At 51.2% G+C, this 26,264-nt stretch carries 24 protein-coding genes and 1 pseudogene; 21 read left to right on the top strand and 4 right to left on the bottom strand.

What is annotated here, in order from left to right:
• Positions 1-2 precede the first annotated feature (2 nt).
• The 18 genes and pseudogenes from ilvN (at position 3) to lpxC (ending at position 20,025) form a co-directional block, all read left to right on the top strand.
• Complete coding sequence (gene ilvN, locus AYY17_RS20145; RefSeq protein WP_067360484.1) at positions 3-494, top strand: acetolactate synthase small subunit; 492 nt, start codon at positions 3-5, stop codon at positions 492-494.
• Positions 495-577: 83 nt separating this feature from the next.
• Positions 578-1,582, top strand: a complete 1,005-nt coding sequence (gene cra / locus AYY17_RS20150; protein ID WP_067404560.1) for a catabolite repressor/activator — start codon at positions 578-580, stop codon at positions 1,580-1,582.
• Positions 1,583-2,253: 671 nt separating this feature from the next.
• Positions 2,254-2,712 carry a division/cell wall cluster transcriptional repressor MraZ gene (gene mraZ, locus AYY17_RS20155; protein ID WP_067404563.1) on the top strand — a complete coding sequence of 153 codons (459 nt, stop codon included), beginning with the start codon at positions 2,254-2,256 and terminating at the stop codon, positions 2,710-2,712.
• Positions 2,713-3,663 (top strand): 16S rRNA (cytosine(1402)-N(4))-methyltransferase RsmH, encoded by a 951-nt coding sequence (rsmH, locus tag AYY17_RS20160; RefSeq protein WP_067426890.1) that lies wholly within the window; start codon positions 2,713-2,715, stop codon positions 3,661-3,663.
• Positions 3,660-3,977, top strand: coding sequence for a cell division protein FtsL (ftsL, locus tag AYY17_RS20165; RefSeq protein WP_067360495.1), 318 nt, complete (start codon positions 3,660-3,662; stop codon positions 3,975-3,977). The genes rsmH and ftsL overlap by 4 nt, the downstream gene beginning before the upstream one ends.
• Before the next feature lie 7 nt (positions 3,978-3,984).
• Positions 3,985-5,778 carry a peptidoglycan glycosyltransferase FtsI gene (gene ftsI / locus AYY17_RS20170; RefSeq protein ID WP_067426892.1) on the top strand — a complete coding sequence of 598 codons (1,794 nt, stop codon included), beginning with the start codon at positions 3,985-3,987 and terminating at the stop codon, positions 5,776-5,778.
• The gene (gene murE, locus AYY17_RS20175) at positions 5,765-7,252 is read left to right on the top strand and encodes a UDP-N-acetylmuramoyl-L-alanyl-D-glutamate--2,6-diaminopimelate ligase (RefSeq protein WP_067426895.1); all 1,488 of its coding nucleotides are present in this window, start codon (positions 5,765-5,767) and stop codon (positions 7,250-7,252) included. The genes ftsI and murE overlap by 14 nt, the downstream gene beginning before the upstream one ends.
• Entirely contained in the window at positions 7,249-8,622 is a 1,374-nt protein-coding gene (gene murF / locus AYY17_RS20180; protein WP_067426898.1) for a UDP-N-acetylmuramoyl-tripeptide--D-alanyl-D-alanine ligase, read from the top strand. The genes murE and murF overlap by 4 nt, the downstream gene beginning before the upstream one ends.
• Entirely contained in the window at positions 8,616-9,698 is a 1,083-nt protein-coding gene (mraY, locus tag AYY17_RS20185; RefSeq protein WP_067426901.1) for a phospho-N-acetylmuramoyl-pentapeptide-transferase, read from the top strand. Before murF ends, mraY begins: the two co-directional genes overlap by 7 nt.
• A gap of 2 nt (positions 9,699-9,700) precedes the next feature.
• Positions 9,701-11,017, top strand: a complete 1,317-nt coding sequence (murD, locus tag AYY17_RS20190) for a UDP-N-acetylmuramoyl-L-alanine--D-glutamate ligase (protein ID WP_067426904.1) — start codon at positions 9,701-9,703, stop codon at positions 11,015-11,017.
• Complete coding sequence (gene ftsW, locus AYY17_RS20195; protein WP_067426907.1) at positions 11,014-12,210, top strand: cell division protein FtsW; 1,197 nt, start codon at positions 11,014-11,016, stop codon at positions 12,208-12,210. Before murD ends, ftsW begins: the two co-directional genes overlap by 4 nt.
• A complete protein-coding gene (murG, locus tag AYY17_RS20200) occupies positions 12,203-13,276 on the top strand; it encodes an undecaprenyldiphospho-muramoylpentapeptide beta-N-acetylglucosaminyltransferase (RefSeq protein WP_067404590.1) in 1,074 nt (357 codons plus the stop codon). Before ftsW ends, murG begins: the two co-directional genes overlap by 8 nt.
• Before the next feature lie 25 nt (positions 13,277-13,301).
• Complete coding sequence (gene murC / locus AYY17_RS20205; RefSeq protein WP_067426910.1) at positions 13,302-14,768, top strand: UDP-N-acetylmuramate--L-alanine ligase; 1,467 nt, start codon at positions 13,302-13,304, stop codon at positions 14,766-14,768.
• Between the two features lie 2 nt (positions 14,769-14,770).
• Positions 14,771-15,688, top strand: coding sequence for a D-alanine--D-alanine ligase (locus AYY17_RS20210; protein ID WP_067426913.1), 918 nt, complete (start codon positions 14,771-14,773; stop codon positions 15,686-15,688).
• A gap of 1 nt (position 15,689) precedes the next feature.
• Positions 15,690-16,487 carry a cell division protein FtsQ gene (ftsQ, locus tag AYY17_RS20215; protein ID WP_067426915.1) on the top strand — a complete coding sequence of 266 codons (798 nt, stop codon included), beginning with the start codon at positions 15,690-15,692 and terminating at the stop codon, positions 16,485-16,487.
• A 34-nt stretch (positions 16,488-16,521) separates the two neighbouring features.
• Positions 16,522-17,779 (top strand): annotated as a pseudogene (ftsA, locus tag AYY17_RS20220) (cell division protein FtsA).
• Positions 17,780-17,849: 70 nt separating this feature from the next.
• Entirely contained in the window at positions 17,850-19,007 is a 1,158-nt protein-coding gene (ftsZ, locus tag AYY17_RS20225) for a cell division protein FtsZ (protein ID WP_067404608.1), read from the top strand.
• Positions 19,008-19,107: 100 nt separating this feature from the next.
• A complete protein-coding gene (lpxC, locus tag AYY17_RS20230) occupies positions 19,108-20,025 on the top strand; it encodes a UDP-3-O-acyl-N-acetylglucosamine deacetylase (RefSeq protein WP_067360536.1) in 918 nt (305 codons plus the stop codon).
• A gap of 74 nt (positions 20,026-20,099) precedes the next feature.
• On the opposite strand, the gene AYY17_RS20235 is transcribed toward lpxC, so the two are convergent.
• The gene (locus tag AYY17_RS20235; protein WP_067426925.1) at positions 20,100-20,627 is read right to left on the bottom strand and encodes a DUF721 domain-containing protein; all 528 of its coding nucleotides are present in this window, start codon (positions 20,625-20,627) and stop codon (positions 20,100-20,102) included.
• 33 nt (positions 20,628-20,660) lie between these two features.
• Here AYY17_RS20235 and secM point away from each other — a divergent pair, with 33 nt between their 5' ends.
• From secM to mutT, 3 genes are all read left to right on the top strand, one after another.
• Positions 20,661-21,173: a secA translation cis-regulator SecM gene (gene secM, locus AYY17_RS20240; protein ID WP_082981470.1), complete on the top strand. Its 513-nt coding sequence runs from the start codon at positions 20,661-20,663 to the stop codon at positions 21,171-21,173.
• A 199-nt stretch (positions 21,174-21,372) separates the two neighbouring features.
• Entirely contained in the window at positions 21,373-24,084 is a 2,712-nt protein-coding gene (secA, locus tag AYY17_RS20245; RefSeq protein WP_067426929.1) for a preprotein translocase subunit SecA, read from the top strand.
• A gap of 76 nt (positions 24,085-24,160) precedes the next feature.
• Positions 24,161-24,553: an 8-oxo-dGTP diphosphatase MutT gene (gene mutT / locus AYY17_RS20250; protein ID WP_067426932.1), complete on the top strand. Its 393-nt coding sequence runs from the start codon at positions 24,161-24,163 to the stop codon at positions 24,551-24,553.
• A 57-nt stretch (positions 24,554-24,610) separates the two neighbouring features.
• Here the strand turns inward: mutT and yacG are convergent, their stop codons facing one another.
• The 3 genes from yacG to coaE are packed head-to-tail and all read right to left on the bottom strand — an operon-like array spanning position 24,611 to position 26,197.
• Positions 24,611-24,817 (bottom strand): DNA gyrase inhibitor YacG, encoded by a 207-nt coding sequence (yacG, locus tag AYY17_RS20255; RefSeq protein ID WP_067426935.1) that lies wholly within the window; start codon positions 24,815-24,817, stop codon positions 24,611-24,613.
• Between the two features lie 13 nt (positions 24,818-24,830).
• On the bottom strand, positions 24,831-25,583 hold the full coding sequence (gene zapD / locus AYY17_RS20260; RefSeq protein ID WP_067426939.1) for a cell division protein ZapD: 753 nt from the start codon (positions 25,581-25,583) through the stop codon (positions 24,831-24,833).
• An 8-nt stretch (positions 25,584-25,591) separates the two neighbouring features.
• Positions 25,592-26,197, bottom strand: a complete 606-nt coding sequence (coaE, locus tag AYY17_RS20265; RefSeq protein WP_067426943.1) for a dephospho-CoA kinase — start codon at positions 26,195-26,197, stop codon at positions 25,592-25,594.
• Between the last annotated feature and the right edge of the window lie 67 nt (positions 26,198-26,264).

Raw genomic sequence — 26,264 nt, forward strand, 5'->3', positions numbered from 1 at the left:
TTATGCGGCGGATTCTGTCAATCTTATTAGAAAACGAAACGGGAGCCTTATCTCGTGTGGCAGGGCTTTTTTCCCAGCGCGGTTATAATATCGAAAGTATCACCGCCGCCCCGACGGACGACCCGTCACTGTTTCGTCTGACTATCCAGACCAAAGGGGATGCCCGTGTACTGGAGCAGATAGAAAAGCAGCTCAACAAGCTGGTGGATGTGTTCCGTGTGACGGAACTGAGTGCGGCAACACATATTGAGCGCGAAGTGATGCTGGTGAAATTACAGGCAAGCGGTTATGCGCGCGATGAAATCAAACGAAGCACGGATATTTTCCGCGGGCAGATTGTGGATGTCACCGCTACACTCTATACCGTGCAACTGACCGGGACGAGTGAAAAGCTGGACGCCTTCCTGGATGCAGTGCGCGGCTTTGCTGAAATTGTTGAAATCGCCCGTTCCGGCATCGTCGGAATGTCGCGGGGTGATAAAATAATGCGATGAAATATTCGTGGTGAAAGGGTAAACTACGGGTTCTTCTTGTTGGCCCTCTTTTCAGGGCCGTTCCTGATTTGTAAGGGGTTAACGTGAAACTGGATGAAATCGCCCGACTTGCCGGTGTGTCGCGCACGACGGCCAGTTATGTCATCAACGGAAAAGCAAAACAATATCGTGTGAGTGACAAAACTGTCGAAAAAGTGATGGCGGTGGTTCGTGAGCATAATTACCATCCGAATGCGGTTGCCGCCGGTCTGCGTGCCGGTCGTACGCGCTCTATCGGGCTGGTTATTCCTGATTTGGAAAATACCAGTTATACCCGTATCGCTAATTATCTCGAACGCCAGGCACGGAGCCGCGGTTATCAGCTGCTGATAGCCTGTTCGGAAGATCAGCCGGATAACGAAATCCGTTGTGTGGAACATCTGTTACAGCGTCAGGTGGATGCGATAATTGTTTCCACGGCACTGCCGCCGGAGCATCCGTTCTATCAGCGCTGGGCAAACCGTTCACTGCCGATTGTCGCGCTTGACCGTGCGCTGGAAAACGAACATTTTATCAGTGTGGTCGGGGATGACTTTGAAGATGCCAAAATGCTGGCATCTGAATTACGCCAGTTCCCGGCAGAATCTGTGGTGTATCTGGGTGCGCTGCCTGAGCTCTCTGTCAGCTTTCTGCGTGAGCAGGGTTTCCGTGAGGCCTGGGAAGGTGATGCACGGAATGTGAATTTCCTGTACGCAGGCAGCTATGAGCGGGAAGCCTCAGCGAAAGCATTCAACGCCTGGCTGGAAGACAATCCGATGCCGGATGCGCTGTTTACCACCTCTTTTGCGTTATTGCAGGGTGTGATGGATGCAACGCTTGCGCGCAGCGGTCGTCTGCCGAATCAGCTGGTTATCGCGACCTTCGGTGATCATGAACTGCTGGATTTCCTGGAGTGTCCGGTTCTGTCTGTGGCTCAGCGCCACCGCGATATTGCTGAACGCGTTCTGGAACTGGTGCTGGCGAGTCTTGATGAAAAACAAAAACCCGCTGCCGGAATTACCCGGATCCGTCGTGACCTTTGCCGCCGCGGAAGCTTAAGCCGCCGGTAATTTTTTTGCCCGCTAATTTATGGTTTAACCTGATACCTATACGAAAACGTATAGGTATTTTTATTTAATCCTCAGAAAAATAGCCGAAAAGCACTTTTTGAGAGGAATCCTAAGATTTTTTTTTCATTTTTGCTGATTGACAGAAATTGACAAATTTTATTACCGGCTATTCCTCATCAGTAAATACACTTATTTAAGGTAAGGTAATTTACTGGGTGACCAATTTCCCGCATTAAAACAATGCATATATAATTGATTTGATGAACATTTAATTTTCAATAATTGAATAATTACATAGTGTAACAAATAACAGCAAGGTAACTTTCCGGAGTACAAGTCCGGAGTGGTATAATACAACGGTGAATTTTTATCCTGAAAGTGAGTAGTGGCTCGCAAAAATGCATCTTTCTTTCATCATATTCGGTATAATTTACCCCTGTTAGCTGAGTGTGTATTATGTGATTTTTTTTCTGATTTGAATCAGTGTGTTACCTGAATTCTGTTCCCTGAAGCTAAAAATACCATATTTTCTCACCCCCCTGTTCCCCGACGATAGATCCGAAACCTTGTCAGCTCTGGCTTGACAAGCTTTTCGTACCATTCGTAAACTCTGTCAGTGGGGAATTGTGGGTGAATGTGGTAATTACGGGAAAAACAGGGCGGAGAAACGAATGTTTCGTGGTGCAACACTGGTGAGTCTTGATGGTAAAGGGCGGATTACTGTACCGACACGGTACCGGTCGCTGCTTGCCGAAAAGTCAGAGGGAAAGATGATATGCACCATCGATCTCCACCAGCCGTGTTTGTTGCTTTATACCTTACCGGAGTGGGAACTGATCGAACTGAAACTGGCACAGCTATCCTCGATGATCCCTGCGGAGCGCCGGGTTCAGCGGTTGCTGCTCGGGCACGCCTCGGAATGCCAGATGGACAGCGCAGGACGTCTTTTGTTAGCCGGTACGTTACGTACCCATGCGCGGCTAACCAAAGAGGTTATGTTAGTCGGACAGTTCAATAAGTTTGAATTGTGGGATGAACAAACCTGGTATCAGCAGGTGCAGGATGACATTTCCGCCGAACAGACGGCATCTGAACCTTTATCAGCCCGGTTACAGGATTTATCACTTTAAATGACAGAGAGTCAGTTTCAGCATACCAGTGTCTTACTGGATGAGGCCGTCAACGGATTAAATATCCGCAAAGACGGAATTTATATCGACGGTACATTTGGCCGTGGCGGGCATTCCCGTCTGATTTTATCGCAGCTTGGCGAACAGGGTCGTCTGATAGCAATAGACCGTGATCCGCAGGCGATTGCCGCCGCAGCACTGATTGATGACCCGCGTTTTTCCATCGTTCACGGTCCGTTTTCCGGTATTGCCGGGTATGTGAATGACCTGGGGCTGAATGGTCAGATTGACGGCGTGCTGCTGGACTTAGGCGTGTCTTCCCCGCAACTGGATGACCCGGAGCGCGGATTTTCGTTTATGCGTGACGGGCCGCTGGACATGCGGATGGATCCGACCCGCGGTATTTCTGCGGCGCAATGGCTGACAGAAGCGAAAGAAGAGGATATTGCGTGGGTACTGAAAAACTTCGGAGAAGAGCGTTTTTCCAAACGTATTGCCCGCGCCATTGTTGAGCGTAATCAGACCGAAGAGCCGCTGACAAGAACAAAACACCTTGCGTCACTGATCGCCGCGGTTTCTCCGGTGACAGAAAAACATAAGCATCCGGCGACACGCAGCTTCCAGGCTATCCGTATTTATGTGAACAGCGAACTGGATGAAATTCGCCAGGCACTTACGGGCGCATTAAGTATTCTGGCACCCGGCGGGCGTTTATCGGTAATCAGCTTCCATTCACTGGAAGACCGGATTGTTAAGCAGTTTATGCGTAACGAGAGCCGGGGTCCGCAGGTTCCGCGCGGGTTACCGCTGACTGAAGCACAATTAAAAGCGCACGGCGCACCATCGCTGAAACTGGCCGGAAAAATGAAACCGTCTGAGCAGGAAATTAGTGTTAACCCGCGCGCGCGCAGTTCTGTTCTGCGTTTTGCTGAGAAAGTAGATAACGAATGACAACGGAACGGCACAATTTAGCCCGCGTTATCTGCCGTGACATGTTGCGCCACGGGTTTATCCCCGCGATTTTATTCGTCGCCGTGATAATCAGTGCCATTTTTGTTGTGATCACGGCACATAAAACGCGTCTGCTGACCGCGGAGCGGGAACACCTTGTGCTGGAACGTAATTCATTGGATATCGAGTGGCGTAATCTGATTCTGGAAGAGAACGCGTTAGGGGATCACAGTCGTGTGGAGCGAATGTCTGTTGAGCGTCTCAGCATGCAGCATGTGGATCCTGCAAATGAACAAATTGTCGTAACAAAATGACGAAGGCATGAAGAGCAAAAAAACAGCAGGCAAAACACAGGGTGGCGCCCGCATCAAGCGCCCGGAAGAAAAAGCCAGTTTTATAAGCTGGCGTTTTGCGTTGTTATGCGGCGGAATCGGTATCGCGTTAGCCGCACTGCTGATACGGGTGGCGTATTTACAGATTATCAACCCGGACATGCTGGTAAAAGAAGGGGATATGCGCTCCCTGCGGGTTCAGGAAATTCCGACGGCACGCGGCATGGTAAGCGACCGCATGGGGCGACCGCTGGCTGTCAGTGTGCCGGTAAATGCGGTCTGGGCCGATCCGAAAGAGTTAGCGGACAAAGGCGGGGTAGGGGATGACACCCGTTGGCGGGCGCTGTCTGAAGCGCTCAATATTCCGCTGGATCAGGTTAAGCGCAAAGTCACGGCGAATCCGAAAGGCCGCTTTGTGTATCTTGCCCGTCAGGTGAATCCGACCATCGGCGATTATGTGAAAAAACTGAATCTGCCGGGCATTTACCTTCAGGCGGAATCAAAACGTTACTATCCGGCAGGCTCGGTGACGGCTCATATCATTGGTGTCACAAATATCGATGACCAGGGTATTGAAGGGGTCGAGAAAAGTTTCGACCGCTGGCTGACCGGGGTACCGGGACAGCGTACTGTCCGTAAAGATCGCAGCGGACGGGTGATTGAAGATACGATTTCACAGGAAAGCCAGGCAGGTCATAACCTGACGCTCAGTATTGATGAGCGTTTACAGGCGCTGGTGTATCGCGAAATCAGCAGTGCGGTGGCGCTCAATAAAGCCGAATCCGGTACTGCGATTCTGGTGGATGTGAATACCGGGGAAATTCTGGCGATGGCAAACAGCCCGTCATATAACCCGAACAATCTCCAGGGTACGCCGAAGGATTCGATGCGCAACCGCGCTATTACCGATATTTTTGAACCGGGCTCGACGGTAAAACCGATGGTAGTCATGAGTGCTCTGCACAATAACATCATCAAACCTAACAGCGTGGTGAATACCTATCCGTACCGGATCAGTGGTCATGAAATCAAGGATGTCGGGCGTTATGCCGAACTGACTATCACCGGTATTTTACAGAAATCGAGTAACGTAGGGGTTTCACGACTTGCGTTAGCGATGCCCGCTCAGGAACTCGTGGACGTCTATTCGCGTTTCGGGCTGGGAAAACCGACCAATCTGGGGCTGGTCGGGGAAAGCAGTGGCATATATCCAAGTAAAAAAACACGGTGGTCAGAACTTGAAAGGGCCACCTTTTCTTTTGGCTACGGGCTGATGGTAACACCGTTACAGTTAGCGCGGGCTTACGCAACAATAGGCAGTTTCGGGATTTACCGCCCGCTCTCCATCACAAAAGTCGATCCGCCGGTGCCGGGCACCCGCGTCTTCCCTGAGCCGGTGATGAAAACCGTGGTTCAGATGATGGAAAGTGTGGCATTACCCGGCGGCGGCGGAACGCGCGCGGCTATCAAAGGGTATCGTGTGGCGATTAAAACCGGTACGGCGAAAAAAGTGGGCGACGACGGGAAATATGTTAACCGTTATATCGCGTATACCGCCGGTGTCGCACCGGCGAGTCGTCCGCGCTTTGCGCTGGTTGTGATTATCAATGACCCGCAGGGCGGCAAGTATTACGGGGGTGCGATCTCCGCACCGGTATTCGGTGCCATCATGGGCGGTGTTCTGCGCACAATGAATGTGGAACCCGACGCGTTGCCGCCGGAAGAACAAACTAACGACGTGGTTACTACAAAACCAAAAGAGGGTACAAGTGGCAGATCGTAATTTGCGCGATTTACTCGCGCCGCTCGGTGTTGATGCACCGGCGAAGGCGTTACGTGATATGACATTAGACAGTCGCAAAGCGGCTGCCGGTGATCTGTTCCTGGCGGTAAAAGGTCATCAGTCGGACGGACGTCACTATATTCCTCAGGCGATAGCACAGGGTGTGGCGGCGGTTGTGGCAGAAGCTGAAGGTACGGCAGAAGATGGCAGTGTACAAATCCTGCACGGCGTACCGGTTGTGTATCTGAGCCACCTCAATGAAAAATTATCCCGCCTGGCCGGTGAGTTTTATCACCACCCGGCGCAGCGCCTGAAACTGATAGGTGTTACCGGTACTAACGGTAAAACCACCACCACGCAACTGCTTGCACAGTGGACACAGGCAATGGGTGAAACCAGTGCGGTGATGGGAACAGTCGGTAACGGGCTGCTCGGGCATGTTATCCCGACAGAAAATACCACAGGTTCTGCGGTTGATATTCAGCTTGAGCTGGACAAACTGGCGGCAAAAGGCGCTACCGTTGCGGCAATGGAAGTCTCCTCCCACGGTCTGGTGCAGAGCCGTGTTGCCGCGTTGGCGTTCCGGGCGGCTGTTTTCACGAATTTAAGCCGCGATCACCTTGATTATCACGGTGATATGGCCAATTACGAAGCCGCCAAATGGCTGCTCTTCTCAACCCATCACAGCGAACAAAAAATTATTAATGCGGATGATGAGACAGGGCAAAAATGGCTGGCAAATCTGCCTGAGGCAGTTGCAGTCACTATGGAAGACCGTCTGCCGGCAAACTGGCAGGGGCGTTTCCTGAAAGCGACTGCGGTGGATTATCACGACAGCGGTGCACATATCACCTTTACCTCAAGCTGGGGTGACGGCGAACTGGACAGCCCGTTAATGGGCGCATTTAACGTCAGTAACCTGTTAGTCGCGGCAGCAACATTGCTGGCACTGGGTTATGAACTGAACAGCCTGCTGAGCAGCGCAACGTCCTTAGCCCCGGTTTGCGGACGCATGGAAGTGTTCAGCGCTGAAAACCGCCCGACGGTTGTGGTTGATTACGCTCACACCCCGGATGCCCTGGAAAAAGCGCTGAGTGCGGCGCGCCTGCATACCAAAGGTAAACTCTGGTGTGTCTTTGGCTGCGGCGGTGATCGCGATAAAGGCAAACGCCCGCTGATGGGGGCAATTGCTGAGCAGGAGTCTGATGTGGTGGTTATCACAGATGACAATCCGCGCAGTGAAGAGCCGCAGGCAATTATCAATGACATCATGTCCGGCCTGGTTGATACCTCGCGCGCACTGCCTATCCCGGGGCGTGCTGAAGCTGTCACCTTTGCGGTGATGCAGGCAAAAGCTGACGACGTGGTGCTGGTGGCAGGGAAAGGTCATGAAGATTATCAACTGGTCGGCAGCCGCCGTCTGGATTACTCAGATCGTCTGACGGTCGCCCGGTTGCTGGGAGTGCTCGCATGATACCCGTCTCTCTTGCTGATATCGCACAACTGACCGGCGGGGAGCTTATCCTCAGCGGTCATGCGGCATCAGAACAGGTTGAAAGCGTCACAACAGACAGTCGTACTATCGGCAGCAAGGCCCTGTTTATCGCCCTGGCAGGCGAGCATTTTGATGCACACGATTTTATTCAGGATGTGGCAACGAAAGGCGTCACAGCCGTTGTGGTTAACCGCCGCACGGATGTTAACTGCCCGCAGATTATTGTGGATGATACCCGTATTGCGCTGGGCGCAATTGCAAAAGGTAACCGTCTGCGCAGTCAGGCAAAAGTGGTTGCGCTGACCGGTTCATCGGGTAAAACGTCCGTCAAAGAAATGACAGCGGCTATTTTACAGCACACAGGGAAAACCCTGTTTACTGCCGGCAATTTCAATAATGATATTGGTGTACCTCTGACGTTATTGCGTCTGACGGAAAAACATCAGTTTGCGGTTATTGAGCTGGGCGCCAATCATATTGGTGAGATTGCGTATACAGTTGCTATGACCTGCCCGCAGACGGCGCTGGTTAATAATCTGTTTGCCGCGCACATTGGTGAGTTCGGCTCTGCAGACGCGATAGCACAGGCAAAAGGCGAAATTTTTGCCGGTCTGACTGATGAGGGCACTGCAATCATCAATCTGGAGAGCAACGACCTTGCTCACTGGCAGTCACATCTGACATCCCGCCAGATCCGCTGGTGTTTTTCTGTTGATCCGCACCCGCAGGCGGATTTTTACGCCACAGAGGTGGTGATTAACCCGCTGACGACTGATTTTACACTTCACACACCGGCAGGCAGTACAGCTGTCACATTGGCGTTACCCGGCCGCCATAATATTGCTAATGCCCTCGCTGCTGCTGCGCTGACATTGTCAGCAGGCGCGACACTGACTGATATCCGTAACGGATTGGCACAGGTCAGTGCTGTACCGGGGCGTTTATATCCGATAGCACTGGCACCGGGCAAACTGTTGGTGGATGACACTTACAATGCTAATGACGGTTCACTGATTGCTGCTATCCGCGTGCTGGCGCAGTTACCGGGCTACCGTATCCTGGTCACCGGCGATATTGCAGAGTTAGGTGAATACGCACAGGCGAATCACCGCAAAGTCGGGCAGGCAGCCCGCGATGCGGGACTGGACGCCGTCTTTAGTGTCGGTAAGTTCAGTCACTTCATCAGCGACGAATGTCAGGGACATCATTTTGCTGATAAATCAACGTTAATCGCTGAGCTGACCCCGTTGTTAGCTCAGCATCCGTCCATTTCAATTTTAGTTAAAGGTTCACGCAGCTCCGCAATGGAAGAAGTTGTGCACGCCTTGCAGGAGACTATCCCATGCTGACCTGGCTGGCTGAATATCTGGTGCAGTTTCATACCGCGTTTAACGTCTTTTCCTATCTGACGTTCCGCGCCATTGTCGGTCTGCTGACCTCACTGATCATCGCATTATGGATGGGACCGCATGTGATTGCGTATCTCCAGAGAATGCAGATTGGTCAGGTTGTCCGCAGCGAAGGACCTGAATCGCACTTCAGTAAGCGCGGCACGCCGACCATGGGCGGCATGATGATCCTCTTCTCTATCGTTATCTCCGTGCTGTTATGGGCGCGACTGGATAACCCGTATGTCTGGTGTGTGCTGTTGGTACTTATCGGCTATGGCGTGGTTGGTTTTGTGGATGACTACCGCAAAGTGGTGCGCAAAGACACCAAAGGGTTGATTGCGCGCTGGAAATATTTCTGGCAGTCCGTGCTGGCGCTGGCTGTCGCATTCAGTATGTATGCCATCGGTAAAGATACCGCGGCGACACAGTTAGTTGTGCCGTTCCTGAAAGATGTGATGCCGCAACTGGGTGTGCTGTATATCCTGCTGGCTTATTTTGTGATTGTCGGCACCAGCAACGCGGTGAATTTAACCGATGGTCTGGACGGTCTGGCAATTATGCCGACGGTCTTTGTTGCCGCCGGATTTGCACTGGTGGCCTGGGCGACCGGTAATGTCAATTTTGCACACTATCTGAGCATTCCGTATCTGCCGTATGCCGGGGAACTGGTGATTGTCTGCACCGCGATTGTCGGGGCGGGGCTCGGTTTCCTCTGGTTTAACACCTATCCGGCACAGGTTTTCATGGGCGATGTCGGCTCGCTGGCACTCGGCGGGGCGCTTGGAACTATTGCTGTGCTGCTGCGTCAGGAATTCCTGCTGCTGATTATGGGCGGCGTGTTTGTGGCAGAAACACTATCGGTGATTTTACAGGTTGGATCCTTCAAGTTACGCGGTCAGCGTATCTTCCGGATGGCACCTATTCATCACCATTATGAATTAAAAGGCTGGCCTGAACCGCGGGTGATTGTCCGTTTCTGGATTATCTCCCTGATGTTAGTGCTTATTGGTCTGGCGACACTCAAGGTACGTTAATCATGACGAATTATCAGGGGAAAGACATCGTAATTGTCGGGCTCGGTTTAACCGGGCTTTCCTGTGTGGATTTTTTTATGTCGCGCGGCGTCACGCCACGGGTCATGGACAGCCGCACGTCCCCGCCCGGCATGGATAAACTGCCGGACGGCATTGAGTGTCACTGCGGAGGTTTTGAGCCGCAATGGTTGCTGGATGCAGATTTGATTGTCGCAAGTCCCGGTGTGGCAGTCAGCACCCCTGAACTGTATGCGGCGGCGCAGGCGGGTGTCGAAATTATCGGTGATATTGAATTATTCGCCCGCGAAGTAACTGTGCCGGTAGTGGCTATTACCGGCTCTAACGGCAAAAGTACTGTCACCTCACTGGTTGGTGAGATGGGACGCTGTGCCGGGTTACGCACCGGTGTCGGCGGTAATATCGGTTTACCGGCACCTGAATTGATGAAAGAAGAGTATGACCTGTGTGTGCTTGAGTTATCCAGCTTTCAGCTGGAAACCACATTCAGCCTGAAAGCGGCTGCCGCCACTGTGCTGAATGTGACAGAAGACCATATGGATCGCTACCCGCAGGGACTGGAACAGTATCGCGCGGCAAAACTGCGCGTCTACCATAATGCAGCAGTATGCGTGTATAACGCAGAAGATGCACTGACACAGCCGGGCTGTGATTGTAACTCAGCCGACTATGTCAGTTTCGGCAGCGATACCGGTGATTACTGGCTGGATACTGAAGAGCAGGCGCTTTATTTTCACGGTGAAAAACTGCTCGATTGTAGTGAAATGATCCTGCACGGTCAGCACAATTATTGTAATGCCCTGGCTGCCCTGGCGCTGGCTGATGCGGTAAACATCCCGCGTGAAGGGGCGCTACAGGCACTGCGCACCTACAGCGGGCTGGCGCACCGTTTTCAGCTGGTGCATGAAGCGGCAGGTGTGCGCTGGATTAATGACTCCAAAGCGACCAACGTCGGCAGTACAGAAGCGGCACTGAACGGATTACGGGTGGATGGCTGTCTGCATCTGCTGCTGGGCGGTGACGGTAAATCGGCTGATTTCTCGCCGCTGCTGCCGTATCTGGGCGGGGATAATATCCGTTTATATTGCTTTGGTCGTGACGGTGCACAACTGGCGCAACTGCGCCCGGATGTGTCTGTACTGACTGACACAATGGAGCAGGCGATGCGGGCATTAGCGCCTGTGCTGGCGACGGGTGACATGGTGTTGTTATCACCGGCCTGTGCCAGTCTGGATCAGTTTCGTAACTTTGAAGTGCGCGGGCACGAATTTACCCGTCTTGCGCAGGAGCTGAGCGCATGAAATTTCCCGGATCACAGCGTCTGAAAAACTGGCTTATCGGTGAACGAAACGGTGAGTTCAGCACGGTCGTAATGTATGACCGGACATTGCTGTGGTTTGCTCTGGGGCTGGCGGCGGTCGGTTTTGTGATGGTGACATCCGCCTCCATGCCGGTCGGACAGCGCCTGGCGGAAGATCCGTTTTATTTTGCCAAACGTGACGGCGGCTTTTTGATTTTTGCCTTTATTATCGCGACCGTGGTGATGCGCTTTCCGCTGGAAATGTGGCAGCGCTACAGCACATTGCTGCTGATTGGTACAGTTGCCGGGCTGATTATTGTGCTCGGCGTGGGCAGCTCAGTTAACGGGGCATCACGCTGGATTGCTATCGGGCCGATGCGTATTCAGCCTGCGGAAGTATCCAAACTGGCGCTGTTTGTCTATCTGGCAAGCTATCTGGTGCGCAAAGTGGAAGAGGTCAGAAATAATTTCTGGGGATTCTGCAAGCCGATGGGCGTGATGTTTATACTGGCGGTATTACTGCTGTTACAGCCTGACTTAGGTACGGTGGTGGTGCTGTTTGTTACCACACTGGCGCTGCTGTTTCTGGCGGGCGCAAAGATGTGGCAGTTTATCGCCATTATCGGCGGCGGGGTTGCGGCAGTTGTACTGCTGATTATCGCCGAGCCTTACCGTATGCGCCGTGTAACCTCTTTTCTTGACCCGTGGGAAGATCCGTTCGGCAGCGGTTATCAGTTAACACAGTCACTGATGGCGTTCGGACGCGGTGATTATCTCGGGCAGGGGTTGGGTAACTCGATCCAGAAAATGGAATACCTGCCGGAAGCACATACTGACTTTATTTTTGCCATCCTCGGGGAAGAACTGGGGTATGTGGGCGTGATCCTTGTCCTGCTTATGGTCTTTTTTGTTGCGTTCCGCGCCATGGTGATTGGTCGCCGCGCATTGCAGCTTGACCAGCGTTTTGCCGGTTTTCTGGCCTGTGCTATCGGGATTTGGTTTAGTTTTCAGTCGCTGGTCAATGTGGGCGCGGCCTCCGGCATGCTGCCGACCAAAGGGCTGACACTGCCGCTTATCAGTTACGGCGGCTCCAGTTTAGTGATTATGACCGTAGCCATCGCGTTGTTGCTGCGGATTGATTTTGAAACCCGTCTGGCAAAAGCCAGGCATTCTCAAGGAGAGCGCGATGAGTAATAAAGCCCCCCGTCTGATGGTTATGGCCGGCGGAAGTGGCGGACATGTATTTCCGGGGCTTGCGGTTGCGCACTATTTGCAGACTCAGGGCTGGGAGATCCGCTGGTTGGGAACACGCGACCGGATGGAAGCTCAGCTGGTGCCGAAACACGGCATTGATATTGATTTTATTGAAATTACCGGGCTGCGTGGCAAAGGTATAAAAGCCATGCTGACGGCGCCGTTCCGTATTGCAAAAGCGATAAAACAGGCGAAAAAAATTATGCGGGACTATCAGCCTGATGCCGTTCTCGGCATGGGCGGGTTTGTCTCCGGTCCCGGTGGTGTTGCGGCCTGGCGCTGCGGGATCCCGGTTATTCTGCACGAACAAAATGGTGTTGCGGGTCTGACCAACGGCTGGTTATCCAAAATCGCCACGACGGTGTTACAGGCATTTCCGGGCGCATTTGCGGATGCACCGGTAGTCGGAAACCCGGTACGTGAAGATCTGCTGGTATTACCGGCGCCGGCACAACGCTTTGCCGGGCGCGAAGGACCAATCCGGATACTGGTGATCGGCGGCAGTCAGGGTGCACGAATTCTGAATCAGACAGTACCGGAAGTCGCGGAATTAATGGGTGATGCTGTCTGTATCCGCCATCAGGCCGGAAAAGGCAGCATGGAAAGTACTCAGGCACTGTATAACGAACACAATTCAGCGGATAATGTCACTGTCACTGAATTTATTGATGATATGGCGGATGCTTATACCTGGGCGGATGTGGTCATCTGCCGCTCCGGTGCGCTGACTGTCAGCGAAATTTCGGCTGTGGGCCTGGGCGCTGTTTTTGTGCCGTTTCAGCATAAAGACCGTCAGCAGTACCGGAACGCACTACCGCTGGAAAAAGCCGGGGCCGCGGTTATCCTTGAGCAGCCCGCGTTTACTGCGCAAGCGGTGGCGGGATACTTACAAGAGTGGGACAGACCGCGTCTGCTGAAAATGGCAGAGCAGGCAAACAGTGTGGCTATTACCGATGCCACCAAACGAGTGGCAGATGCAATTATTGCGGCTGCAAAAAAACACTAACGAATTGATATAGCGAATAACTAACGTGAATACACAGCAATTGGCGAAATTACGATCCTTCATTCCGGAAATGAAACGCGTCCGGCACATCCACTTTGTCGGTATCGGCGGTGCCGGTATGGGCGGAATAGCGGAAGTGTTGGCGAATGAAGGCTATGAGATAAGCGGGTCTGACCTGGCGCCTAATGCAGTGACAAAACAACTGACTTATCTGGGGGCGACGATTTTCTTTAATCACCGCCCTGAAAATATTGCAGACGCCAGTGTTGTTGTGGTCTCCACGGCGATTTCACAGGATAACCCTGAACTTGTTGCGGCACGTGAAGCCCGTATCCCGGTTATCCGCCGCGCGGAAATGCTGGCAGAACTGATGCGCTTTCGTCACGGCGTGGCGATTGCCGGAACTCACGGCAAAACCACGACCACGGCAATGATCTCCGGTATTTACGGGCGCGGTGGTCTGGACCCGACCTTTGTTAACGGCGGGCTGGTTAAAGCTGCCGGTGTGCATGCGCGTCTGGGATCAAGCCGTTACCTGATCGCGGAAGCAGATGAAAGCGATGCCTCTTTCCTGCATCTGCAACCGATGGTGGCTGTTGTTACCAATATTGAACCGGATCATATGGACACGTATCACGGCGATTTTGAAACGCTGAAAGATACGTTCATTACGTTTTTGCACAACCTGCCTTTCTATGGTCTTGCGGTGGTGTGCATGGATGACCCGGTTATCCGTGAGCTGGTTCCGCGTATCGGACGTTATGTGATTACTTATGGTTTTCATGAAGATGCTGATGTGCGGATCGGTAATTTTGAACAGCGCGGCGCTCAGTGTTTCTTTACGGTTTATCGTGAAAACCTGCCTGATTTGCATGTGGAACTGAATGCACCGGGTCGCCATAACGTGCTGAACGCGACCGCCGCGATCGCAGTGGCATCTGAGGAAGGCATTGCGGATGACGATATCCTTGCATCCCTGCGTGAATTCCAGGGAACCGGTCGCCGGTTTGATTTCCTCGGAAATTTCCCGCTGGAACATGTCAACCAAAAACCGGGCAGTGTGATGCTGGTGGATGACTATGGTCATCACCCGACAGAAGTTGACGCAACAATTAAAGCTGCACGCGCAGGCTGGCCGGATAAACGTATTGTGATGATTTTTCAGCCGCACCGTTATACCCGTACGCGTGATTTATACGAAGATTTTGCCAATACGCTGGATCAGGTGGATGTTCTGCTGATGCTGGATGTGTATTCAGCCGGTGAACCTGCCATTCCGGGCGCGGACAGCCGCTCATTGTGCCGGACAATTCGTCAGCGCGGCAAGCTGGATCCTATTTTAGCCACTGATCCCGGCAAAATTTCATCCGTATTAGCACAGGTTCTTGAAGATAATGATTTAATACTGGTTCAAGGCGCCGGAAATATCGGTAAAATAGCGCGTACATTGGCTGACACAAAATTGCGGCCGGTTTTGAGTGAGGATAACTAAGAATGACTGATAAAGTCGCGGTACTGATGGGCGGTACATCCGCAGAGCGTGAAGTTTCCCTGGCATCAGGTGCAGCTGTACTTGCCGGGTTAAAAGAAGCCGGTATTAATGCGTTTGGTGTCGATACAAAAGAGTACGCGGTTACCCGTCTGAAAGAAGATGGCTTTACCCGTGTCTTTATTGCGCTGCATGGCCGCGGTGGTGAAGACGGTACATTACAGGGCTGCCTGGAACAACTCGGTATTCCTTACACCGGCAGTGGTGTTATGGCATCCGCACTCTCAATGGATAAACTGCGCACCAAACAGCTGTGGGCGGGCGCCGGGCTGCCGATTGCCCCTTATTTTGCCATCAATGCTGCCCGTTTTGCGACTATCAGTGATGATGAATTGCAGCAGGGTGTTGCACACTTAGGTTTTCCGGTCATTGTAAAACCAAGCCTGGAAGGCTCCAGCGTGGGAATGTCCAAAGTGGACAGCGCGCAGGCACTGCGTCCGGCACTGGAACTGGCATTTAAACATGACAAAGATGTGCTGATTGAAAAATGGCTGAGCGGCCCGGAATTTACCGTCGGGTTCCTTGGTGAGCAAATGCTGCCGTCTATCCGCATTCAGCCTGCCGCTGTTTTTTATGATTATGAAGCTAAATATATTTCAGATGATACGCAGTATTTCTGTCCGGGTCTTGAAGGTGCGCGTGAAACCGAAATTCGTGACCTGGCAAAAGCGGCGTATAAAGCCGTGGGCTGTGAAGGCTGGGGACGCGTGGATGTCATGCTCGACAGCGACGGACAATTTTATCTGCTGGAAGTCAATACCTCACCGGGTATGACTAACCACAGTTTAGTACCGCAGGCGGCGCGCGAAGCAGGCATGGGTTTCTCTGTGTTTGTGGCAAACGTCCTGGCTCTGGCGGACTGATATGTCACAGGCTGCACTGAATATGCGTGAACCTGAGCCGGAGTTTGACGGTTCACGTCCCAGTAACGGCACTTATCTTTCCGGACTGTTGTTTTTCCTGATTGTATTGGGAACACTGGTCTGGGGCGGTCTGATGGTGCTGAACTGGATGAAAGATGCAGACCGTCTGCCGATGTCAAAACTGGTTTTAACCGGTGATCGCCATTACACGAAAAATGATGATGTGCGCAAAGCGGTGTTATCCCTCGGGACGCCCGGTACCTTCATGACGCTGGATGTCAGTGAAGTGCAGCAACAACTGGAGCGGATCCCGTGGTTACGTCAGGTGACTGTGCGTAAACAGTGGCCTGACGAACTGAAAATACATCTGGTGGAGTATGTGCCTTATGCACGCTGGAACGACACCCAGATGATAGATGACGCCGGACGGGTTTTCAGCCTGCCGGTGCAACTGACTGAAAAAGAATCTTTTCCCATGCTGTACGGGGCACAGGGTAGTGAAAAGGACGTATTGAAAGGGTATCGCGAGATAACGCAGCAACTGGCGGGGGCGCAACTGAAGCTGAAATCAGCCTCAATGTCACCGCGCCATGCCTGGCAACTGGTACTGGATAATGATATCCGGGTTGAACTGGGGCGTTTGGATACAGAAGGGCGGTTACGACGGTTTATTGAGCTGTATCCGACGCTGACCCAGGTTCAGGACAAACGGGTCGATTATGTCGATCTCCGCTATGACAGCGGCGCTGCGGTTGGCTGGGCACCATTACAGATCGATCCTTTCGCAAACGGAAATTAAGACTTTACAGGTAAAGAAGGCAGGCAGAATAACAATGATAAAAGCAACGGATAGAAAATTAGTCGTCGGCCTTGAAATAGGCACCGCCAAAGTATCTGCGCTTGTTGGTGAAATTCTGCCGGACGGTGTGGTGAACATTATCGGGGCGGGAAACTGCCCGTCACGCGGCATGGATAAAGGCGGCGTCAATGATTTGGAGTCGGTGGTGAAATGCGTTCAGCGCACCATCGACCAGGCAGAACTGATGGCCGACTGCCAGATTTCATCTGTCTACCTGGCGCTGTCCGGTAAACACATCAGTTGCCAGAACGAAATCGGTATGGTGCCGATTTCAGAAGAAGAAGTGACACAGGAAGATGTGGAAAATGTCGTGCATACGGCAAAATCTGTCCGTGTCCGTGATGAACACCGTGTCCTGCATGTTATCCCGCAGGAATATGCCATTGATTATCAGGAAGGTATTAAAAATCCGGTCGGATTATCCGGTGTGCGGATGCAGGCAAAAGTCCATTTGATTACCTGTCATAATGATATGGCAAAAAATATTGTGAAAGCCGTTGAACGTTGCGGACTGAAAGTCGATCAGCTGATTTTTGCCGGACTGGCATCAAGTTTTGCCGTGCTGACAGAAGATGAGCGCGAACTGGGCGTCTGTGTGGTTGATATCGGCGGCGGCACAATGGATATCGCGATTTACACCGGTGGTGCGTTACGTCACACCAAAGTTATCCCTTATGCAGGGAATGTGGTGACCGGGGATATCGCTTACGCATTCGGCACACCGCCGAATGACGCAGAAGCGATCAAGGTCCGTCACGGCTGTGCATTAGGGGCGCTGGTCAGTAAAGATGAAACACTGGAAGTCCCGAGTGTCGGCGGGCGTCCGCCGCGCAGTCTTCAGCGTCAGACATTAGCCGAAGTGATTGAGCCGCGTTATACGGAATTACTCAATCTGGTTAATGATGAAATTTTGAAAGTACAGGAACAATTACGTCAGCAGGGTGTCAAACACCATTTGGCCGCTGGTATCGTGCTGACAGGTGGTGCGGCTCAGATTAACGGATTAGTTGAGTGCGCCCAGCGGGTTTTCCATACTCAGGTTCGTATCGGACAACCGCTGAATATAACCGGCTTAACGGATTATGCGCAGGAACCGTATTATTCTACAGCGGTAGGGTTACTGCATTACGGAAAAGAATCTCACCTGGTCGGCGATACCGAGACGGAAAAACGTGCCTCGGTTGGCAGTTGGTTTAAAAAAATTGACGGGCTGGCTCAGAAAAGAATTTTAATTTGCATTAAGGCTGGCGATAATAGCCGCTATTGCCGCTATTAAAGAAAGGCACAAAACGGAGAGAGATTATGTTTGAACCGATGGAATTGACCAACGATGCGGTGATTAAAGTCATCGGCGTCGGTGGGGGCGGCGGTAACGCTGTTGAGCACATGGTCCGCGAACGCATTGAAGGCGTTGAGTTCTTCGCTGTGAATACGGACGCTCAGGCGCTTCGTAAAACCGCTGTCGGGCAGACTATTCAGATTGGTAACGGGATTACCAAAGGGCTGGGCGCCGGTGCTAACCCGGAAGTCGGCCGTAATGCAGCAGAAGAAGATCGTGAAGCTCTGCGCAGCGCCCTGGATGGCGCAGATATGGTATTTATCGCAGCTGGTATGGGCGGCGGTACAGGAACCGGTGCCGCACCGGTTGTGGCTGAAGTTGCAAAAGAGCTGGGTATTCTGACCGTTGCGGTCGTGACCAAGCCGTTCAACTTCGAAGGCAAAAAACGCATGGCATTTGCTGAGCTGGGGATCACCGAGTTATCCAAACACGTTGACTCACTGATTACCATCCCGAACGACAAACTGCTGAAAGTGCTGGGCCGTGGTATTTCATTGCTGGATGCATTTGGTGCAGCGAATGATGTATTACGTGGCGCGGTACAGGGTATTGCAGAACTGATTACCCGCCCGGGTCTGATGAACGTTGACTTTGCGGACGTCCGCACAGTCATGTCAGAAATGGGTTACGCAATGATGGGTTCCGGTGCGGCACGCGGTGAAGACCGTGCTGAAGAGGCCGCTGAAATGGCTATCTCCAGTCCGCTTCTGGAAGATATTGACCTGTCAGGTGCGCGTGGTGTGCTGGTTAACATCACGGCGGGCTTTGACCTGCGCCTGGATGAGTTTGAAACGGTGGGTAACACTATCCGTGCATTCGCATCTGATAATGCAACCGTGGTAATCGGGACATCTTTAGATCCTGAAATGAACGATGAACTGCGTGTGACTGTGGTGGCAACGGGTATCGGCATGGACAAACGTCCGGAAATTACGCTGGTAACCAATAAAGCTGTCCAGACTAACAACATGGAACATCGTTATGCTCAGATGCAAAACAGCATGACAACAATGGATGAAAGCAAATCCGTCGCACAAGTTGTAAACGATTCATCAGCGCAAAGTAACAAAGAGCCGGACTATTTAGATATTCCTGCCTTTTTACGTAAACAGGCTGATTAATTGCGAAAAGGTTTGCATCTCCGCTTTTTGTGCTAAACTATCTCCCCTGCTATTAGTTTATAATGGCAGGTGAGACAGTTAATCAAACGAGACAGACACGATGATCAAACAAAGAACATTAAAGCGTATTGTTCAGGCTACGGGTGTAGGCTTACATACCGGCAAAAAAGTTACGCTGACAATGCGTCCGGCTGCGGCAAACACCGGGGTCATCTATCGCCGTACTGATCTTAATCCGCCTGTTGATTTTCCGGCAGATGCGAAATCCGTGCGTGATACGATGTTATGTACATGTCTGGTAAATGAAGACAATGTGCGTATATCCACGGTTGAACATTTAAATGCAGCACTTGCGGGTCTTGGCATTGATAACATTGTTATCGAAGTCGACGCGGCTGAAATTCCTATTATGGATGGCAGCGCGAGTCCGTTTGTGTTTCTGTTACTGGATGCGGGTATCGAAGAGCTTAACAGCGCGAAGAAATTCCTGCGTCTGAAAGAAACCGTCCGTATTGAAGATGGCGATAAGTGGGCTGAGCTCTCTCCGTTCAACGGCTTCAGCTTAGATTTCACCATTGATTTTAACCATCCGGCGATTGATGCCAGCACACAGCGTTACGCGATGAATTTTTCCGCGGAGAACTTTGTGAAAGACATCAGCCGTGCGCGTACTTTCGGGTTTATGCGGGATATCGAATACCTCCAGTCCAAAGGGTTATGCCTGGGCGGAAGTTTTGATTGCGCAATCGTCGTTGACGATTACCGCGTACTGAACGAAGACGGGCTGCGTTTTGAAGACGAATTTGTTCGTCACAAAATGCTGGATGCAATTGGTGACCTGTTTATGTGCGGCCATAATATTATTGGTGCGTTTACCGCATTCAAATCCGGCCATGCACTGAACAACAAGTTACTGCAAGCGGTTCTGGCAAAAGAAAGTGCCTGGGAACTCGTGACATTTGAAGATGAAGCTCAGATGCCGGTTGCATTCCGTGCGCCGTCAACTGTACTGGCATAATCAGTGTATGGCACCACAACTTGTTGCGCTGACACTGACACTCTTGTCACTGACGTTATTGAATAAATAACCGTTTATTTATCAGCTGCACCGGCACTCTCTCCGGCCAGTGCAGCTAATCTTTCCAGTGTTTTCCTCAGTTTTTCCGGACTTCTCTGCGCCAGCGCTTTCAGTGCATTGGCACTTTCAGTACTTAACTGACGCCCCGGTTCCTCTCTTTTTCCGTTTCTGCTCTGTAAACTGCTGTTTTTTTCTCCGGTTGATGATGATATTGACTCTGATTTCATCAATGACGGGTTGATTTTGATGTCGATGGACGATAATGATGGTAAAATCTGCTGACGTAATGCGGAACGCAGCGCAGGGAGTTCGTAACGCAGGCGGGTCATCCAGCTTGCATTCGCCACTTCCAGTATCAGCAGTTGTTTGCGATAATTAGCAACACGGCATTGCCGTTGCAGTTGTGCAGGCAAAAGTGCAATTACAGTACGGTTGAGTTTCAGTAAAGTGACCGCGCGCTGTTGAATACTTTTAAGCGTATTATTATCCTGAGTGCCTTTTTCAAGCAGGCTTTCAAGGGAAACTGGCTGACTATCGCGCATCACATATACTCCGGATCTCGTGAGGGAAACACTATTTTAAATCTTTGGCGGCAACTTGGCAGGCGTTATTTCTGGTGCCATCTCTTTATAGGGATTGTGGCGACCGGTTTTGGCCTGCCTGCTGTACTGACCGGTGGTGATGTTACCACAGCAGGTGCCGGGACAACACAAAACCGCCAGAGCCAGGCATTATCCGCCTTTGACAGTATTTTTCTGCAAACCTCGTCATCGGCCAGAACATCACAAAGTGTTAATTACTGGCAACAGCATGCGGTGCGTAATGCTATCCGTCAAATCTCGTTTGCTTTTTCCGGACCGGAAGACGCATCTGAAGACAATTTTCCGGTAAAAAACCGCCACGACGCTTCTGCTCAGAACATGTTAGCGGCACTGCACGCTATTTTAACCAAATCCCCGGCACTGCCTGTTTACCATCCGGCAGTTATGCCACTGGAAATTCTTGCCGATAACCCGGTTCCTTCTTTTTCTGTTCAGTGGATAGCCCGTACCGGCGGGATCCGCGCAGGCCCCGCACAATCAGTATAATTCCTTTTTTTACCTGTTTTCTATATACACAACGTCATTCAAGTTGCAGGCAGGCGGCAAGGGAAAACAGACGGGGAGCATAGATAAACTATGTGACCCGGCTGGTTGAGCGCAGCCAACGAACCTGCGGTTTGAATGAATAAGGGTATAACCATTTTATTTACCGGGCCTGATTGAGCCTGAACAGAGATGTTTAAATATGCTAGTTAAATTACTGACCAAAATTTTCGGCAGCCGTAATGACCGTACTTTACGCCGCCTGCGCAAATCAGTTGAAGCTATAACCCGCATGGAACCTGAGTTCGAAAAACTCAGTGATGACGAATTAAAAGCAAAAACACAGGAATTCCGTGAGCGTCTTGAAAAAGGCGAATCAGAAGAGAGTATTTTACCGGAAGCGTTTGCCACTGTGCGTGAAGCCAGTAAACGTGTATTCGGTATGCGTCACTTTGATGTGCAGTTAGTCGGCGGTATGGTTCTCAATGAGCGCTGTATTGCTGAAATGCGTACAGGTGAAGGTAAAACGCTGACCGCAACACTGCCTGCTTATCTGAATGCACTGTCCGGCAAAGGGGTTCACGTCGTAACAGTGAATGACTATCTGGCACAGCGCGATGCTGAAAATAACCGTCCGCTGTTTGAATTCTTAGGGATGACGGTGGGTATCAACCTGCCGAACATGCCGGCAGTGGCAAAACGTGAAGCGTATGCCGCAGATATTACTTACGGTACTAACAATGAGTACGGGTTTGACTACCTGCGTGACAACATGGCATTCAGCCCGGAAGAGCGTGTTCAGCGTAAACTGAACTATGCACTGGTGGATGAGGTTGACTCCATCTTAATCGATGAAGCGCGTACTCCGCTGATTATCTCCGGTCCGGCAGAAGACAGCTCTGAGCTGTATATGAAAGTCGATAAACTGATCCCGCACCTTGTGCGCCAGGAAAAAGACGACTCAGACACATTTAAAGGTGAAGGTCACTTCTCTGTAGATGAGAAAAGCCGCCAGGTTACACTGACGGAGCGTGGCCTGGTACTGGTGGAAGAGTTACTGTCAGAAGCCGGTCTGATGAATGAAGGTGAATCCCTCTACTCACCGGCTAATATTATGCTGATGCACCATGTGATGGCGGGTCTGCGTGCGCACTCTCTGTTTGTCCGCGATGTGGATTATATTGTCAGTGAAGGTGAAGTCATCATTGTTGATGAACACACCGGGCGTACCATGCAGGGTCGTCGCTGGTCTGATGGTTTGCATCAGGCAGTGGAAGCGAAAGAAGGAGTGGAGATTCAGAATGAAAACCAGACCCTGGCATCCATTACATTCCAGAACTATTTCCGTTTATACACCAAACTGGCCGGGATGACCGGTACAGCGGATACGGAAGCGTTTGAGTTCAGCTCAATTTATAAACTCGATACCATTGTTATTCCGACAAACCGCCCGATGATCCGTAAAGATTTACCGGATCTGGTTTATATGAATGAAGCGGATAAATTTGCCGCCATTATTGAAGATATCCGCGAGCGTACAGCCGGCGGGCAGCCGGTACTGGTCGGTACTATCTCTATCGAAAAATCAGAGCTTATTTCCAATGCACTGAAAAAAGCGAAAATTGAACACAGCGTACTGAACGCTAAATTCCATGCTATGGAAGCGGATATTGTTGAACAGGCCGGTCGTGCCGGTCACGTCACAATCGCCACCAACATGGCTGGTCGTGGTACGGATATCGTGCTGGGCGGCAGCTTACAGGCAGATATCAATGCACTGGATGAGCCGACAGAAGAGAATATTGCTGCTGCAAAAGCACAATGGCAGGCGCGTCATGATGCGGTACTGGTTTCCGGTGGTCTGCATATCATCGGTACTGAGCGTCATGAATCACGTCGTATCGATAACCAGCTGCGTGGTCGTTCAGGTCGTCAGGGGGATGCGGGTTCATCCCGTTTTTATCTCTCCATGGAAGATTCACTGATGCGTATTTTTGCGTCAGACCGCGTAACCGGCATGATGCGTAAACTGGGCATGAAAGAAGGTGAGGCAATTGAGCATCCGTGGGTGACAAAAGCTATCGCCAACGCACAGCGTAAAGTGGAAAGCCGCAACTTTGATATCCGTAAACAGCTTCTTGAATACGATGATGTGGCAAGTGACCAGCGTCGTGCCATTTATACCCAGCGTAATGATCTGCTGGACAGTCAGGACATCAGCGAAACTATCGACAGTATCCGTGGTGATGTGTATACAACGGTGCTTGATTCTTATATCCCGCCGCAGTCTCTGGAAGAAATGTGGGATATCGAAGGGCTGGAAAAACGCCTGGAACAGGATTTTGATTTACATCTGCCAATCAAAGAGTGGCTGGATAAAGAGCCTGAGCTGCACGAAGAAACATTACGTGAACGTATCCTTGAACAAGCTATTGAAGTGTACAAGGCGAAAGAAGAGATTGTGGGTGCAGAGATGATGCGCCACTTTGAGAAAGGCGTGATGCTGCAAACGCTGGATACACTGTGGAAAGAGCATCTGGCGGCGATGGATTATCTGCGTCAGGGGATCCATCTGCGTGGTTATGCGCAAAAAGATCCTAAGCAGGAATATAAGCGTGAATCATTCTCTATGTTCTCTAACATGCTGGAATCACTGAAATATGAAGTCGTCAGCACGATTTCCAAAGTTCAGGTTCGTATGCCGGAAGAAGTGGAAGTTCTGGAGCAGCGCCGCCGTGAGGAAGCTGAACGTCTGGCACAGCGCCAGCAGCTCAGTCACGGGGATGACAATGCGGCACTGATGACAAAAGAGGAAGCTGAAATGGCCTCTGGTGTCCGTAAAGTGGGCCGTAACGACCCATGTCCTTGCGGATCCGGTAAGAAATACAAGCAATGCCACGGTGCGCTGAAATAATCAGATCCCGGTAAAGGTTAAAACAGGAAGACGGGGAAACCCGTCTTTTTTATGCCAGCAAAACGGATTAGTAATTATGGAAAAACAGCACTTATTTATTGCCGCCGGTGTTATCCGTAACCCGGAAGGTGAGATTTTTATTGCTCAACGCCCGGCGGGTTCACATATGGGCGGATACTGGGAATTTCCCGGTGGTAAGCTGGAAGAGGGTGAATCGCCGGAACAGGCTCTTGTCCGGGAATTGGATGAAGAACTGGGCATTATCGCAACCCCGGGTGAACAGCTGCAAATCGCAGAGCATGAATTTCCTGAGCGTCTGATAACGATTTATTTTTTTCTGGTTGAAGAGTGGCAGAATACGCCATACGGACGGGAAGGGCAGGCATCACGCTGGGTAAAACAGCAGGATCTTATTGCAGATGAATTTCCGCCGGCAAACCGCGGTATTGTGGCATTACTGACGAAATAAGTCGTTAAGCTGCTGCCTGACCTGTGAGGGCGGCTGTTGAACAGCCGCCTACCCGGTTCAGTACGCAGATGTATCTTCCGGTTCACTCCAGGCTTCAGTATCAGAAAGGTCGCTCTGACTCGCTATCCGCTTCTCTTCTGCCGCCCATTCCCCCAGATCAATTAACTGGCAGCGTTTACAGCAAAATGGGCGATAAGCACTCTCCGGCTCCCAGACCACCTCTTTTTTACAGGTGGGGCAATTGACAATAACGGCTTCAGACATAACGGTTTTCCTTTTAACAACAGGCGATTTCAAACGGTAACTTCACCGGTATTATACCGTGTTCGCTGTCCGTATGCAGAAAACGTATTGCAAAGCGCGATTTATGTCCTGAAACCTGCGGGTAGATAAGATAGTCCACCGGAAGGCGCAGACGCAGTAAATCGGCACCTTCCGCATTATCCTGATAAAAGCCGTTATGGCTTTCGACGGCACTGAAACGCGCTGACCGGCGCAACATTGTCAGCAGGCTGCCGAGAGCATTCTTCAGTGGTTGTAAGCCTTCCAGCCAGCCGGCAAGCGTATTGTCCCGCACATCCTGTGATAAATTAAGCCATAAATGAAGATAGGGTAAATCAAAACCGCAACAGCCGCCCGGGATACTCAGGCGCTGGCGGACGATAGCGATAATTTTATCATCTTTCAGGTGTTGTGCTATGCGTGGGGCTGCACTCAGTGCAACAGACTGTTGCTTTAAATCATCAGAAAAACCCTGAATCAGTGCCTGATCTGCATTAGGTGCTTCAGCCCACTTCAACAGTTTTTTTTGCTGTTTTTCCAGCTCTTTTAATATTTCAGAGCGGACTTCCCCGCGGTCAGTCACTTCAATAAATTCAGCGGCAGCACGGAAAAAGGCGAGGCTGGCGGGGAGTGAATCCAGTGGTGCCAGTGTATGCATCTGTTGTAGTGATGTTTCGATACGCAGCCATGAACGGGTTCGCTCGTTTAACGGATGTTCAAAAACGACTGACTGACAAGCTTCATTCATAAGGATCCCTATTTTGGCTGACGGGCCAAAGCTAAATATTGTTCATGTAATGCGCAGACGCGGGGGATCAGCGAATCATCATTATCATGATTCGTCAGTATATCGTCAGCAATCGCCAGGCGTTGTTCCCGGGATGCCTGAGCCTGCAACATTTTCTCAGCAAGTTCTCTGGTGACGGAATCACGGCGCATTGTCCGGGCGATTTGCTCATGCGGATATACATCCACAACCAGTACGCGGTCAGCAAGTGGTGCTAAATTATTTTCAGCCAGCAAAGGCACGACCCAGAGAGCATAAGGTGCAGTGACATTATGTAATTGCTGCTGTGTTTCCTGATGGATTAACGGGTGCAGTAATTGGTTAATCCATGCTTTATCTGCCGGATTATCGAAAATTTTCCGGCGCAGGGCCGCTCTGTCGAGATGATTATCCGCAGTCAGTATGTCATGACCAAAGTGCCGGGCTATAGCCTGCAACGCGGCGGTTCCGGGTTCAACGACCCGGCGGGCAATAATGTCCGCATCAATGACGGGAACGCCGAGACCGGCAAATATATCGGCAACGGTGCTTTTTCCGCTTCCGATCCCTCCGGTTAATGCCACGATATAAGCCATTGTGTTCCTGCATTGATTGAAACTATAGATAAATTGTACCTGATGAATTTAATTTAGCCTATGGTAA

The sequence above is a fragment of the Morganella psychrotolerans genome (assembly GCF_001676055.1).
Classification (GTDB): domain Bacteria; phylum Pseudomonadota; class Gammaproteobacteria; order Enterobacterales; family Enterobacteriaceae; genus Morganella; species Morganella psychrotolerans_B.

Coding starts and splice junctions, on each gene's coding strand:
- ilvN (WP_067360484.1), top strand. CDS start 3: ATGCGGCGGATTCTGTCAATCTTATTAGAAAACGAAACGGGAGCCTTA.
- mraZ (WP_067404563.1), top strand. CDS start 2,254: ATGTTTCGTGGTGCAACACTGGTGAGTCTTGATGGTAAAGGGCGGATT.
- rsmH (WP_067426890.1), top strand. CDS start 2,713: ATGACAGAGAGTCAGTTTCAGCATACCAGTGTCTTACTGGATGAGGCC.
- ftsL (WP_067360495.1), top strand. CDS start 3,660: ATGACAACGGAACGGCACAATTTAGCCCGCGTTATCTGCCGTGACATG.
- ftsI (WP_067426892.1), top strand. CDS start 3,985: ATGAAGAGCAAAAAAACAGCAGGCAAAACACAGGGTGGCGCCCGCATC.
- murF (WP_067426898.1), top strand. CDS start 7,249: ATGATACCCGTCTCTCTTGCTGATATCGCACAACTGACCGGCGGGGAG.
- mraY (WP_067426901.1), top strand. CDS start 8,616: ATGCTGACCTGGCTGGCTGAATATCTGGTGCAGTTTCATACCGCGTTT.
- murD (WP_067426904.1), top strand. CDS start 9,701: ATGACGAATTATCAGGGGAAAGACATCGTAATTGTCGGGCTCGGTTTA.
- ftsW (WP_067426907.1), top strand. CDS start 11,014: ATGAAATTTCCCGGATCACAGCGTCTGAAAAACTGGCTTATCGGTGAA.
- murG (WP_067404590.1), top strand. CDS start 12,203: ATGAGTAATAAAGCCCCCCGTCTGATGGTTATGGCCGGCGGAAGTGGC.
- AYY17_RS20210 (WP_067426913.1), top strand. CDS start 14,771: ATGACTGATAAAGTCGCGGTACTGATGGGCGGTACATCCGCAGAGCGT.
- ftsQ (WP_067426915.1), top strand. CDS start 15,690: ATGTCACAGGCTGCACTGAATATGCGTGAACCTGAGCCGGAGTTTGAC.
- ftsZ (WP_067404608.1), top strand. CDS start 17,850: ATGTTTGAACCGATGGAATTGACCAACGATGCGGTGATTAAAGTCATC.
- lpxC (WP_067360536.1), top strand. CDS start 19,108: ATGATCAAACAAAGAACATTAAAGCGTATTGTTCAGGCTACGGGTGTA.
- AYY17_RS20235 (WP_067426925.1), bottom strand. CDS start 20,627: ATGCGCGATAGTCAGCCAGTTTCCCTTGAAAGCCTGCTTGAAAAAGGC.
- secA (WP_067426929.1), top strand. CDS start 21,373: ATGCTAGTTAAATTACTGACCAAAATTTTCGGCAGCCGTAATGACCGT.
- mutT (WP_067426932.1), top strand. CDS start 24,161: ATGGAAAAACAGCACTTATTTATTGCCGCCGGTGTTATCCGTAACCCG.
- yacG (WP_067426935.1), bottom strand. CDS start 24,817: ATGTCTGAAGCCGTTATTGTCAATTGCCCCACCTGTAAAAAAGAGGTG.
- zapD (WP_067426939.1), bottom strand. CDS start 25,583: ATGAATGAAGCTTGTCAGTCAGTCGTTTTTGAACATCCGTTAAACGAG.
- coaE (WP_067426943.1), bottom strand. CDS start 26,197: ATGGCTTATATCGTGGCATTAACCGGAGGGATCGGAAGCGGAAAAAGC.